The 13903-nt window shown below is 64.5% G+C and carries 10 protein-coding genes; 1 reads left to right on the top strand and 9 read right to left on the bottom strand.

Features of this window, described 5'->3' with window-relative positions:
• Positions 1-39: 39 nt before the first annotated feature.
• The 9 genes from J4P02_RS27115 to J4P02_RS27075 all read right to left on the bottom strand — a co-directional run bounded on the left by J4P02_RS27115 (position 40) and on the right by J4P02_RS27075 (position 11949).
• Positions 40-993: a FecR domain-containing protein gene (locus J4P02_RS27115; protein ID WP_426196168.1), complete on the bottom strand. Its 954-nt coding sequence runs from the start codon at positions 991-993 to the stop codon at positions 40-42.
• A complete protein-coding gene (locus J4P02_RS27110; protein WP_426196167.1) occupies positions 990-1499 on the bottom strand; it encodes a sigma-70 family RNA polymerase sigma factor in 510 nt (169 codons plus the stop codon). Before J4P02_RS27110 ends, J4P02_RS27115 begins: the two co-directional genes overlap by 4 nt.
• Positions 1500-1569: 70 nt before the next feature.
• Positions 1570-3171, bottom strand: coding sequence for an efflux transporter outer membrane subunit (locus J4P02_RS27105; RefSeq protein WP_426196165.1), 1602 nt, complete (start codon positions 3169-3171; stop codon positions 1570-1572).
• On the bottom strand, positions 3168-4238 hold the full coding sequence (locus J4P02_RS27100; protein ID WP_426196163.1) for an HlyD family secretion protein: 1071 nt from the start codon (positions 4236-4238) through the stop codon (positions 3168-3170). The genes J4P02_RS27105 and J4P02_RS27100 overlap by 4 nt, the downstream gene beginning before the upstream one ends.
• A 14-nt stretch (positions 4239-4252) precedes the next feature.
• Positions 4253-5797, bottom strand: a complete 1545-nt coding sequence (locus J4P02_RS27095; RefSeq protein WP_426196161.1) for an MFS transporter — start codon at positions 5795-5797, stop codon at positions 4253-4255.
• Between the two features lie 192 nt (positions 5798-5989).
• A complete protein-coding gene (locus J4P02_RS27090; protein WP_426196159.1) occupies positions 5990-6913 on the bottom strand; it encodes a LysR family transcriptional regulator in 924 nt (307 codons plus the stop codon).
• A gap of 132 nt (positions 6914-7045) precedes the next feature.
• The gene (locus J4P02_RS27085) at positions 7046-8413 is read right to left on the bottom strand and encodes an HlyD family type I secretion periplasmic adaptor subunit (protein WP_426196157.1); all 1368 of its coding nucleotides are present in this window, start codon (positions 8411-8413) and stop codon (positions 7046-7048) included.
• Entirely contained in the window at positions 8403-10559 is a 2157-nt protein-coding gene (locus J4P02_RS27080; protein ID WP_426196155.1) for a type I secretion system permease/ATPase, read from the bottom strand. The genes J4P02_RS27085 and J4P02_RS27080 overlap by 11 nt, the downstream gene beginning before the upstream one ends.
• A gap of 37 nt (positions 10560-10596) precedes the next feature.
• A complete protein-coding gene (locus J4P02_RS27075) occupies positions 10597-11949 on the bottom strand; it encodes a TolC family outer membrane protein (RefSeq protein WP_426196153.1) in 1353 nt (450 codons plus the stop codon).
• Between the two features lie 363 nt (positions 11950-12312).
• Here J4P02_RS27075 and J4P02_RS27070 point away from each other — a divergent pair.
• Positions 12313-13903: retention module-containing protein (locus tag J4P02_RS27070; RefSeq protein WP_426196151.1), on the top strand; the 1591-nt coding region annotated here is incomplete at its 3' end.

The raw sequence follows: 13903 nt of genomic DNA, 5'->3' as shown, positions 1-13903 counted from the left end.
GCTCGGCAGAATCGACAAGGGCAAAGCAAAATATTTTATTCACACCCTGGGCTTGAGGGTGACCCAGTAGCGGGTGACCCGCTGCGCCCGCACCGGCAGCGAGCGTTCCAGGGCGGCCAGCACCGCATCGCTGTCCGCCAGGGGGAAGACCCCAGTCAGCAGCAGCCCGGCCACTTGCTCGTCGCAACGCAGCACGCCCGGTCGGTAGCGCGCCAGCTCGGCGATGAACTGTCCCAGGGGCTGGCGCTCGGCAATCAGCCGGCCCTGGCTCCAGCTGCTGGCGTTGACTTGCGCCACTTGCCGGGCGGAAACCTGGCTGGCACTGAACCACAGGCGCTCCCCGGCATTGAGCAACTGCCCCTGGGCATGCCGGGGGCTGATGCGCAGTGCGCCTTCGTAGAGATCGACCCGGGTGCCGCCATCCAGTTCGCGCACCACAAATCGCGTACCCAGGGCCTGGATATCCCCGGCGCTGGTTTCGACGATCAGCGGGCGCGCCGGGTCGTGCCCGCTGCTCAGCAAGATCTCGCCCTGGATCAGGCGAATACGCCGTTCGCTGGCGCTGAACAGCAGATCCACGGCGCTGTTGCTGTTGAGGTCCAGACGGCTGCCATCGCTGAGGGTCAGGTGACGGATTTCCCCGGTGCCACTGCGCTGCTCGGCAAAGGTCGCGCGCCAGGGCTGGCTGCCCTGCACCAGGTAACCGCTACCACCGGCCAGCAGCAGCGCCCCCAGCAGCTTCAGCGCGGCGCGCCGTTGCCGGTCTGGTGCCTGGGCCAGCAGCACCTGGGTGCTGTGCTCGGGCACTGCGCCCAAGGTCTGTTGCAACTGCTGCAAGCGTTGCCAGGCGCGTCGATGCTCGGGATCGGCCTGCTGCCAGGCAGCGAACGCTTCGCGCTGCTGCGCATCGAGTTCGCCGCCCCAATGCAGCATCAACCATTCACTGGCTTGTTCGACGATGTTGGGAGAGATCGGGGCCTGATGGGCTTTCATTCGGCGTAGAGCACCTGATAGCAGGCCTGGATCGCACGAATCATGTACTTCTGCACCGAACTGACGGACACCTCCAGGCGCTCGGCGATCTGGCTATAGCCCAACCCTTCGAACTGCGACATGACGAAGGCCTGGCGCACTTTGTCCGGCATGCGGTCGAGCATGGCGTCGATCTGCATCAGGGTTTCCAGAATCAGTGCGCGGCTTTCCAGGGAAGGCGTCTGCGGTTCCGGCAGGTGGGCGATGCTTTCCAGGTAGGCGCGCTCGATGCGCGCACGGCGCCATTGGTCGATCACCAGATTGCGCGCGATCTGCGCCAGGTAGCTGCGGCTTTCCTGCTGCCCGGGAAAGCGCCCCGACAGCAACAGGCGCAGGAAGGTGTCCTGCGCCACGTCCGCCGCGTGCTCGCGATCGCCGAGACGCTTGCGCAGCCAACCCTGCAACCAGCCGTGATGATCCTGATACAGGCGCTGGAGCTGTGCTTTGCCATCGATGGTTGCTTGCATGAATGAAACTGCACACGTGATTGAGAGCAATTATCATTACACTTTTTTCGCAATCCAGGCAAAGCACGTTTCATCGGGACAGGCTGGCGGCCTGTAGCGGATACACCGACTGCCAACCGCCGCCCAGGGCCTTGTACAGGCCGACCATGGCCAGGGATACCCCGGCCGAGCTTTCCACCCATTGCTCCTGAGAAGTCAGCAAGGCCCCTTGCACCGTCAGCACGTTGACGAAATCCACCACCCCTTCGACGTATTGCTGCTGCGCCGTGCGCAGGGCGATCTGGTTCTGCCGCACGGCTTCGGCCAGGCTGTCGCGGCGCAACTGGCTGGCGTTGTAGCGGGTCAGTTGGTCGTCGATTTCATGCCAGGCCCGGAGCACGGTCTGCTGGTAGGCCAGGGCCGCTTCCTGCTGCTGGGCCTCACGCAATTGCAGCACGCCGCGCAGGCGCCCGCCGTCGAACAGCGGCAGGCTGAACTGCGGGCCAATGCCGAACTGCCGCGAACTCCAGGAGCCGAAATCCGCCAGTTGCAGGGCCTGGGCACCGACATTGCCGGAGAGGGTGATGCGCGGGTAGAAATCGCCCTTGGCCACCCCGATAGTGGCCGTTGCCGCGTGCAACCGCGCTTCGGCCTGGCGGATATCCGGGCGCCTTTCAGCCAGTTGCGAAGGCAGGCCGATGGCCACTTGCACCGGTGTTTGTGGCACCGGCCCATCGCTGGCCAGTTCCTCGTGCAAGGCCTGGGGCGGCGCCCCCAGCAGCAGGCTCAAGGCATTGATCAATTGCCCCTGGCGCTGGTGCAGTTCGGGCAGTTGCGCCTCGATGCTGGCGACCTGGGCCGCGGCTTCGGCCACGTCCAGGTCGGTGGCCACGCCGTCGGCCAGGCGCAGTTGCGAGAGCTTCAGGCTATGGCGGGCGACTTCCAGGTTCTGTTCGGTGACCGCCCGGGTGCTCTGCACCCCGCGCAGCTGGATGTAGTCCTGGGCAAGTTCCGCCAGCACCGACAACAGCACCGCACGCCGATCGTTTTCCGCCACCTCCAGGTTGGCATCCGCGGCCTCGGCTTCGCGCCGCACGCGGCCCCACAGGTCCAGCTCCCAGGAGGCCGAGAAGCCCGCTTCCCAGAGGTTGAACGGCGACTTGCCCTGGTTCCCCGATGGGTCGTTCAGGCCTTCGGCGCTGTTGCGCTTGCGGGCGTAGCCGCCGTTGGCAGCGGTGCTCGGGTACTGCGCGGCGGTGATCACCTGGCGCGCCGCGCGACTTTGCTGCAGGCGGCTGGTGGCCCGTTGCAGGTCGAGGTTGTCGCTCAGGGCACGACGGCTCAGGGCGGTGAGCTGCGGGTCGTTGAACTGCTCCCACCAGCGTTCCTGCATGGCGCTGTCGACGGCCCGGCTGGCGGCGGCTTGCTGCGGCGCCGACCAGGCCTGGACCTGGGTCGCCTGGGGGCGCTGGAAATCCGGGCCGACATTGCAGGCCGCCAGCGACAGCAGGCTCAGCGCCAGCAGCGCACAGGCCCCGTGGCGAGGGAGCTTGCTCCCGTTCGAGTGCCCGGCACTCGCAAAGCGGCCTTCGCGGGCAGGTTGGGCAACAGTGTCGAGTGTTTCTGGAGTTGCTGCGCAACTCAGCGGGAGCGAGCTCCCTCGCCACGATAGACCTCGGTGCTGGCTACTCATCGCTGGGTCACCTCGCGGGCACTGTTGGCGGAGCTGTGGGTGTCCACGCTGGCTTCCACCGACATGCCCACCCGCAGCCGCTCGGTCATGGGCTGGTTGGGCTCCAGGAGGATCTTCACCGGAATCCGCTGCACCACCTTGGTGAAGTTACCGGTGGCGTTGTCCGGTTTCACCGCGGCGAAGGTCACCCCGGTGGCCGGGGCCAGGCTTTCCACCCGGCCTTGCAGGGGCTCGCCGCCGAGGCTGTCGACCCGCACCTCGACCTTCTGCCCGGCGTGCATGGCGGTGAGCTGGGTTTCCTGGAAGTTGGCCACTACGTAGGCCTGCTGCAAGGGCACCACGGCGAGGATCTTGCTGCCCGGGGTGACATAGGCACCGACCCGCACCGCGCGCTCGCCGACCATGCCGTCCAACGGCGCGACGATGCGCGTATAGGACAGCTCGTAGCTGGCCATTTCCAGGGCGGCCTGGGCCCGTTTCAGGCCGCCTTCGGCCGCATCGCGCTGGGCAGTGAGGATCTCCACCTGCTTACGCTCCGCCGCCAGGGCTGCGGTGGCGGTGGCCAGCCGGGCGCTGGCCTGGTCGATGCGGGTCTTGGCCTGCTGGGCGTTCTGCACCGTGCCGGCACCAACCCCGGCCAAGTGGTTGTAGCGGTTGAGCTCATGCTCGGCGAAGGCCATTTCGGCCCGGGCCGCTACCAGCGCCGCCTGGGCCTGGGCGATCACCGAGCTTTGCCGATCGAGGGTCGCCCGGGCGTTCTGCAACTGCGCCTGGGCCACCAGGGTCTCGGCATCCGCGGCCTGGGCTGCGGCACGCAGGTCGCGGTCGTCGATCAGCGCGAGCAATTGCCCGGCCTTGACCTGCTGGTTGTCCTCCACCAACACCTCCTTGATAAACCCCGCCACTCGCGGGGCCACCAGGGTGTAGTCGGCCGCGATAAAGGCATCGTTGGTGCTCTGTTCGCTGGAGCGGCCGAACAGGCCCGGCGCCGCCAGGTAGGCCAACACACCGAGGGCTGCCACCGCTGCTACGGCGATGGCGATCTTGTCTTTGCTGTGGATGGTCATAAAAACCTTCTCGTTCAAGTGGGCGCCCGCGGTGGATAGATCCGCGTCGGCAGCCAGAAAATCAGCAGGATCAGCGAAGCGGCCAGCCCTGCCATGCAGAAATACAAATCGGCACTGGTCAGCACCACGGCCTGCTGGTGCAGGCGTTGGGCCAGGCCGGCAACCCGGTCGTCCGTCAAGGGGGAATTGCCCAGGCTGTCCACCAACATCGTCGAGTGGAAATGCAGCCGGTGGGTGGTCAGCACATCCAGCACCCCGGTGGCGATGACCGCCGCCAGGCCTTTCACGGTGTTGAACCAGGCCGAGGCGAAGGGCCCTTCCAGCGGGGTGATGCTGCCGGTGGAAAGCATCAGCAGCGGCAGCACTGCCATGGGCTGGCCGAAGATCTGCAACAGCTGCAGCAGGTAGAAATCATCCCGGATCCAGGCCGAGGTCAGGTGCGTGCCGCCCAGGCAGGACAGCACCAGCATCCCCAGGCCGATCCCCAGCACCCAGCGGCAGTCGACCCAGCGCAGGTTGCACAGGGCCGCCACCAGCGGCAGGGCGAGCAGTTGCGGCAAGGCCATCACCAGCATCACCGGCGCGGTCTGCAAGGGGCGATAGCCCTGGACCTGGGCCAGGTAGCTGGAGGGAATGATGATTACCGCGGTCAGCACCACCAGCACCCCGGCCAGGGTCAGCAGGGCGAAGGACAGGTTGCGGATGCCGAGCATCTGCAGCTTGAAAAAGGGAATCGGCTGCGACCATTCATTGATCATGAACAGCACCAGCAGCAGCAATCCGCCGCCCAGTAACGTGCTGATCAGAGACGACTCGAACCAGTCCAGGCGATTGCCCTGAAGAATGCCGATCACCAGCATGCAGATGGCCGGGAAACCCAGCAGCAGGCCGCGCCAGTTGAACTGCTTGAAGCGCTCCAGGCGCAGCGGGTCCTGGGGCAGGCCGTAGGCCACCGCCGCCATCGCCAGCAGGCAGGGCCCCAGCACCTGCCAGAAAGCCCAGCGCCAGCCCACGTATTCAGTCCACAGCGCCGCCAGGGGCGTGCCCAGGCTGGGGCCGAAGGTGGCGGTCAGGGCATAGCCGGCCAAGCCATAGAGCTTGACGTTGGCCGGCAGAAAACGCAGGGCCACGGTCATCAACATTGGCGGCAACGCGCCCCCGGCCAGGCCCTGCAAGGTGCGCAGGAACAGCAGGCTCGGGTAGTTCGGGGCGAAGGGGCACAGCAGCCCCAGCAGGCTGAACAGGCCAATGGCGCAGAGGGTGAAGCGGCGCAGGGAGAAGGTCACCGAACACCAAGGCGCAAAGGCCATGGCGGCCACCGAGGTGGCGGTGTAGCAGGCCACCAGCCAGGTGCCTTCGTCGTAACCGATAAACAGCGCACCGCGGATATCCGCCAGGGCGATCTTGGTCACCATCTCGTTGAGACCGGACACCAGTACCGCCAGCAACACACCCACCAAGCCGATGATGATCCGCGGCCCGAAGACCGGCGGTGCAATGGCTGCCGGCTTGCTGGCGGCTTGCATCGAAGCGGGCGCAGCGACAGCGGGGGAATTCATGGACGTACGGCTCCGGAAAAAGAAAACCAGAGCAGTCTATGAACTGTCAGTACTGACGAAAACTGACTTATTGGCAGTTTATAAGTGCACCAGACGCAATGATCGCTTCGCCGGCAAGCCGGCTCCTACAAGAGATCTGCGTATTTTCCGTAGGAGCTGGCTTGCCAGCGAAAAGGCCCTGCCAGCAGGCCGTTACAGCGGCGGTTGGGATGCCTGCCAGGTGGCTTGGCACGCACTGCGCAGCATTTCGCGGAACCACTTGTGCGCCGGGTCCTTGTCGTAGCGCGGGTGCCAGGCCTGAGTCAGGACCAGGGTTGGCAGGGAGATCGGCAGGGTGAAGGAGCGCAGGCGCAAGCCCAGGCGCGCGACGCTGGACAGGGTTTCCCGGGGTACCGGCAGGATCAGGTCCGAATCCGGCAGCATGAACATCGCGGCGTGAAAGCTCGGTGCGATCAAGGGCACCCGGCGCGCCAGACCAAGCTCCGCCAGCGCCGCATCGATCGGCCCGTGGGCAATGCCGCGGCGCGACACACTGATATGGGGAAAGCCGGCAAAGCGCTCGGCGGTGATGTCTTCGTCCAGCAGCGGGTGGTCGTCGCGCACCAGGCCGACAAAGGCGGTGCTGAACAGGTTCTGCACCTTCACCTCCGGGGTCAGCGGCCGGGTGTTGCTGATCCGCAGGTCGATCCGGCCTTCGCGCAGGGCTTCGTCGTCACCGTCGCCCTCGGGCACGAAACGCAGTTCGCACAGCGGTGCCTGGCGCTCCAGGGTGTCGATCAGGCGGCCACCATAGACACCGACAAAGAAATCATTGGCGCGCACATTGAAGCGCCGCTGCAGCGAACTCAGGTCGACCTGGTCCGCCGAGCGGAACAGCAGCGCCGCCTGCTCCACCAGGTCACGCACCTGGCTACGCAGCTCCAGGGCCTTTGGCGTGGGCACCAGGCCGCGCCCGGCGCGCACCAGCAACGGGTCGCCCAGGGCCTCGCGGATGCGCGTCAGGGTGCGGCTCATGGCCGCCGGGCTGAGGTTCATGCGCCGCGCGGCGCCCACCACACTGCCCTCGTCGAGCAGGGCGTCGAGGGCAAGCAGAAGATTCATGTCCGGGAGTTGCATGCTGAGCATCCATGGCGGGTCGGGAATGATCCGGACGCAATGCTAGCAGGCTGGCTCGCCAGCAGGATGAGGGAGATCAATCCTTGCTGGCGAAATATGGCCGCGGCCCCTGAGTGACTCGGGGCCGGGCGATCAGCGTTCGTGCAGGGCTTCGGCGCGAGCGCGAATGATCGGCTTGAGCAGGTAGCTGAGGATGCTCTTCTTGCCGGTGATGATGTCCACCGAGGCCACCATGCCGGGGATGATCAGCAGGGGCTTCTCGTCGGTGCCCAGGTGGCTGCGATCGGTGCGCAGCTTGATCATGTAGTAGGTGGTCTTCTTGTCTTCGTCGGTGATGGTGTCGGCGCCGATCTGTTCCAGGCGGGCCTTGAGGCCGCCGTAGATGGTGTAGTCGTAGGCGCTGAACTTGACGATCGCCTCCTGCCCCGGGTGCAGGAAGGCGATGTCCTGGGGACGGATCTTGGCTTCCACCAGCAGGGTGTCGTCCAGGGGGACGATTTCCACCATGTCGCTGCCCGGCTGGATCACCCCGCCAATGGTGTTGACCATCAGTTGCTTGACGATGCCGCGCACCGGCGAGGTCACCAGGGTGCGGCTGACTCGGTCTTCCAGGGCCTTGCCGGTGGCGCTGGCCTTGTTCAGCTCGGTGCGGGCCTCGTTGAGCTGGGTCAGGGCCTCGCTGCGGAACTTGCCCCGGGTTTCATCGATCTTGCGCTGCACTTCCTTGATCGCCGATTCGGCGCGAGGAATGGCCAGGGTGGTGGCGTCCAGCTGGCCGCGGGTTTCCACCTCGGCACGCTTGAGGCGCAGCACTTCCACCGGCGATACCGCGCCCTGGGCCACCAGGGGCTCGGACATGGCGATTTCCTGGCGTTGCAGGCCCAGTTGCTGGCGGTACTGCGCCTGCTTGGAGTTGAACTCGCGCAGCTCCTGCTGCTTCTGGATCAGTTGCTCCTGCAAGCCGCCGATCTCGTCATGCAGTTGCTGGCGGCGACTTTCGTACAGGGATTTCTCGCTGGCAGCCTGGCCCGGCGCGTCCTTGACCGCCTCGGCGGGGAAGTCCAGCGGCCGCTCATCGACCTCGGCGCTCAGGCGCTCGACCCGCAGCAGCATCGACAGACGCACGGTCTCGGTCTCGCCAACATTGGACTGGAAGCGCGTGTCGTCCAGGCGAATCAACGGTGCCCCGGCCTCCACCACCTGGCCTTCCTTGACGTACAGCTCGGCGACGATACCGCCCTCCAGGTTCTGGATCTTCTGCACCTTGGACGAAGGAATGGCCTTGCCCTCGCCCTTGGTCACTTCATCGATGACGGCGAAGTTGGCCCACAGCACCAGGAACAGGAAGAAACCGATGATGCCCCAGATGGTCAGGCGGATGACCCGCGGCGCATCTTCGATCAGGGCCTTGTTGACCTCGGGCAGCGGCTGCCCCTGGAGGGAATCGGTGCCTTTGAAATAACGACGGATCGAGTCCTTGAATCCCGACTTAAGCAACACTGATCTGCCCCTTCTTCAACGCTTCCATCACCACCGCTTTCGGGCCATCGGCCAGGATTTGTCCACGGTCCACCACCAAAAGCCGGTCCACCAGGGACAGCAGCGAGGCGCGGTGGGTGACCAGTACCACGGTCTTGCCCTGCACCACGGCTTCCAGGCGCTGCTTGAGGCGCTCCTCGCCGGTGTTGTCCATGGCGCTGGTGGGCTCGTCGAGCAACAGGATCTGCGGGTTGAGCAACAGCGCCCGGGCCAGGGCGACGTTCTGTCGCTGCCCGCCCGAGAGGTTCTGCCCGCGCTCGCCCACTTGCAGTTCGTAACCTTGCGGGTGCAACCGGGCGAATTCATGGACTCCAGCCAGTTCGGCCGCTTGCAGCACCAGTTCGTCCTCGACGTAGCGCGCGCCGGAGGTCAGGTTGTCGCGCAGGGTGCCGGCCAGCAGCTGGATGTCCTGGGCCACGTAGCCAAGGTTATGCCGCAGCTCGCTGACATCGATCTGGCGGATATCCACGCCGTCCACCAGCAGGGCGCCGGAATCCGGCTGATAGAGCCCCACCAACAGCTTGGCCAGGGAACTCTTGCCCGAGCCGCTGCGGCCGATGATGCCGACCTTCTCTCCCGGCTTGATCACCAGGTTGATGTTCTTCAGGGCCGGGTTCTGCTGGCCCGGATAGGTAAAGTTCAGCTGCCGGCATTCGATACCGCCCTGCAGCACGCTGCGGCTCAGGGGGCGCTCGTCGAAGTTGCGCTCCTGGGGCAGTTCCATCATCTGGTCCACCGAGGTCATGGTGACGCGGGCCTGCTGGTAGCGGGTCAGCAGGCCGGACAGCGAAGCCAGCGGGCTCAGGGCCCGGCCACTGAGCATGTAGCAGGCGATCAGGCCGCCCATGCTGAGGTTGCCAGCGATGATCTGGTACACCCCGAAGATGATCATCACCACCCCGGCCAGTTGCTGGATCAGCAGGGTGATGTTCATCGCCAGGCTGGAAAGCATCTTCACCCGCAGCTCCAGACGACCAAGGGTGCCAATGGTCTGCTCCCACTGGTACTGGCGCTCGCTTTCGGCGTTGTTGACCTTGACCGCGTCGAGCCCGGCCAGGGTCTCGATCAGGCTCGACTGGCGCTCGGCGCCCAGGGCCATGGTTTTTTCCATGGTCGCCACCAGCGGCTTCTGCAAGGCGTAGCCGATGCCCAGGGCGATAGGAAAGGCCAGCACCGGGATCCACACCAGGTGCCCGCCCAGAATGGCGATGACCAGGAAGATCAGCAGGGTGAACGGCAAATCGATCAGGCTGGTGAGGGTCAGGGAAGCGAGGAAATCCCGCAGGCTCTGAAACTCGTGGATGTTCTGGGCGAAGCTGCCGACCCGTGCCGGGCGGTACTTCATGGCCATGCCGACGATGCGCTCGAACAGCGTGGCGGAGATGATCAGGTCGGTCTTCTTGCCTGCCAGGTCCAGGCACAGGCTGCGCAGGCCCTTGAGGATCAGGTCGAAGATGTAGGCGCCAATGATGCCGATGGACAGCATCCACAGGGTCGAGGTGGCCTGGTTGGGCACCACCCGGTCGTAGACGTTCATCACGAACAGCGGCGCGGCCATGGCAATGATGTTGATCAGCAGGCTGGCGGCGATGGCGTCGATATACAGCCAGCGCGAGCGCTTCAGGGTGTCGCGGAACCAGGAGCGGGCCCGCGGGATCAGCGAGCCGTGGTTGACGTCGAACTTGTGCTGGGGCTGGGCGAAGAACACCTGGCCGCTGTAGTCGTCGGCCAGCAGCTGGCGGCTGACGCAAACTTCACCGCCATCGCTTTCGCTGAGCAGCAGCCGCGCCTGGTCCTCGCCCTGCCAGCCCAGCAGCACGGCGCTGCGGCCGTCCTTGAGCAACAACAGGGCGGGCATGGCGATGCTGGGGATCTGCTCCAGCTTGCGCCGCAGCACCCGCCCCTGCAGCCCGGCCCGAGCCGCGGCACGGGGCAGCAGCTCGGCGCTCATGCGCTGTGAGGGCAATGGCAGACCGGTGGTCAGCATCGCCGCACTGGCGGGCTTCTGGTGCAGGGAACAGAGGGTCAGCAAACCATCCAGCAAGGGATCGTCATGCATGCCGCGCGGATCATGACTGAGTTGCACACGACTGACTTCTGATTCCACGCTCGACACTCTTGACTGACTGTTGGATGAGTTTGGCTCAATTCATCCCAGGCAGCTGGACCCTGGGCTTGACGTCGTTCTGCACGACGGAAGCCATAGGTGCGACCACTCCCTGGCTCTTGAGCAACTCGCCCATGGTCGCCTTGATTCGATACTGAGTAAATAACTGAATGTTCTTGATCTCGGCCAAACGCCGGGAAGCGGTGAACAACTCGTTTTCGCTGTCGAGCAAGTCCAGCAGGGTACGTTCGCCCAGGCTGAACTGTTTCTGGTAGGCGGTGCGCACTGCAGTGCTGCGATTGACGTATTCCTGGGCCACCGGCACCTGGGCATTGGCGTTGTTCAGGGCGTTCCAGGCCAGGCCCAGTTCTTCATTGAGCACGCGCAGGGCGTTGTTGCGGATATCCAGAGCCTGGTTCGACTGGTAGGACTTGGATTCCAGATCGGCCTTGTTGCTGCCACCGGCGAACAGGTTGAAGCGCATGCGCAGCATGGCCTGCCATTCGTTGTTGTGGCCGTTCTGGCCGTCCAGATCGTTGTCGGCGGTGCGCCCCAGCTCCGCATCGAAACGCGGGTAGAAGGCCGACTTGGCTGCCTCGTACTGCTTCTCGGCCGCCACGATATCGGACTCGGCAGAGCGCAGGATCGGGCTGTTTTCCAGCATCTGGCGCCGGGCTTCGTCGAGGTTGGCCGGGAGCATCGCCATGAAGCTGGCAGGGCGCTCCAACTGATCGGGCATCTGGCCCACGGCACTCAGGAAGTTGGTCTGCGAGTCCGCCAGGTTGGTCTGTTCGGTGAGCAGGTTGTTACGGGCCTGGGCCACCCGCGCTTCGGCCTGGTCGAGGTCGGCGCCGCTGCCCACGCCGCGCTGGGTGCGCAGCTTGATCTGGTCATAGATGCGTTCGTGATTGCGCAGGTTGTCTTCGGCCAATTGCACGAACTCGCGACGGGTCAGCACGTCCAGGTACACCTGGGCCACAGTCAGCCCGGTACGCTCGGAAGTGCCCAGCAGGGAGTAGGCGCGGGAGTTCACGGTGGCTTGTTGACGCCCCACTTCACTGGACGTGGCAAAACCGTCAAAAACCATCTGCTGGAGACGTAAACTTGACTCGCCACGGGTCAAGGTTTCCCAGTGATTGCTGCCAGTACCCGCACGGGTAGAAGGGTTATCTGTGCCTTCGCGGCCATAGCCAGCTAGCATATCGACTCGTGGCAGATAGCCACCTTTCGCGGCTTTCAATTGATAGTCGGCGGCCAGACGGCTGTTTACCCCGGCTTGGATTTCCGGGTGCACATCCAGTGCTTTCTGCATGGCTTCGGGGAGTGTCTGAGCCTGCACGAAGCTGGCGGCTAAGGCGAAAGGTAAGGCCTTGAACAGGTGAAAACGCATGGTAAGAATTTCCCTTGGACAGCGTGTCCAGAATCACGTCAGAACGTGGCACCACATCGAATTGATTACAACCACAACGACCATCCGTCGGAAAGTTCAAACTAAGAACTGGTTCACATACTTCAAGTCAGGTTACCGCGTGAATATCAATGTGACATTAATTCGGCGATTGTTTAGGATGGCACCCATAAGGTCAATAGTTTGGCATAAAGTTAATCCCGAAAAAATATAGCCAAAATATTGACAAGATTACTGTCAAATACCCGTTCCCAATTACACAGCAATGTACCTCCTGACTGAGTTGCGGCCCGCGCCCAAGCCGGTACATGGAAGTCGACTGAGCGGTACACCGGAGAGTCCCCAATGAGCAGTGTTGTTGCCATCGTCAAAAGCATTGTCGGTCAAGTTTTCGTAGTTTCCCCGGAAGGGATCCGACGCGTACTCATCGAAGGTGACCGCCTGTTCGTGGGTGATCAGGTAGATACCGGCCCGGCCGGTGCAGTCACTTTGGAACTGACCGACGGTCGCACCCTTGACCTTGGCCGTGACACACAGTGGAGCGGCAGCGCGCCGGACTCCGGTGCCGACCTGAACCAGGCGGCGGCGCAAGCCGCTCCATCGGTTGCCGAACTGCAGCAAGCCATCGCTGCGGGTGTCGACCCGACCACCGACCTGGAAGCCACCGCGGCCGGTCCGACGGCGGCAGGCACTGGGGGCGCCGCTGGGGGCGGCCACACCTTCGTACAACTGGAAGAAACCGCAGGCCGGGTGGACCCAACCATCGGCTTCCCGACTGCCGGCCTGGGGCTGAGCACTTCGGCGCTGGACAACAACATAGGTGGCCTTAACGGCAATAACGGCCTAGCTGGTGGTAATGGCACTGGCAGCGACACCCTGCGTCCGGCCACCCTGACCCTGGGTGCCACACCGACCATCACTGAAGCCGGCGGTACCCTGGTGTACACCGCGACCCTGACCCAGGCGCCGCTGACCGACCTGACCATTACCCTGTCCAATGGTGCGGTCATAGTGATCAGCGCCGGGCAGACCACTGGCACCGTGCAAGTGCCGCTGGCGCCCAATGACAGCGTCTATATCGACCCAAGCCAGATCAGTGTCAACGTCACCGGCACCTCTGGCGGTGGCGGCCTGGTGGTCACCGTAGACCCGACCCCAGCCGTCACCCAGATCACCGACACCATCGACACCACCACCGCCACCCTGACCGCCGACCCAAGCGTCAGCGAAGGCGGGCAGATCACCTACACCGCCACCCTGACCAACCCGGCACAGACGCCGGTGACCATTACCCTGTCCAACGGCGCGGTGATCACCATCGAGGCGGGCAAGTCCAGCGGTTCGGTGGATGTGGCGGCCCCGGCCAATGATGTCTACAAGAATGGCAGCACCATTGAAGTCGGCATCACCAAGGCCGAAGGCGGCAACTTCGAGAACCTGGTGCCGAGCACCGACAAGGCAGTGACCACCGTCACCGATACCATCGACGATACCGGCCTGAGCCTCTCGGCCACCGGCACCGTGGCCGAGGGCGGCTCCATCGTCTACACCGCGACCCTGACCAATCCGGCCGGCACCCCGGTGACCGTGACCCTGAGCAACGGCGCGGTGATCACCATCGCTGCGGGTGCCAGTTCCGGCACCGTGACCGTGGCGGCACCGGCAGACGACGTCTATAAGGATGCCGGCAAGGTTGAAGTCACTATCAGCAAGACTGAAGGCGGCAACTTCGAAAACCTCGTGCCAAGCACTACACCGGCGGTGACCGACGTCACTGACACCATCGACACTTCCACCGTGTCCTTGAAGGCCACGCCTTCGGCGGCCGAAGGTGGCAACGTCACCTACACCGCCACCGTTACTGCACCGGTTACCGGCTCGCCCGTGGTGGTCACCCTGGCCAATGGCGAGAAGATCACCATCCCGGTTGGCGAAA

The organism is Pseudomonas sp. NFXW11 (assembly GCF_049887815.1).
Classification (GTDB): Bacteria; Pseudomonadota; Gammaproteobacteria; order Pseudomonadales; family Pseudomonadaceae; genus Aquipseudomonas.
This window is presented reverse-complemented; position numbering and strand designations above follow the sequence as displayed.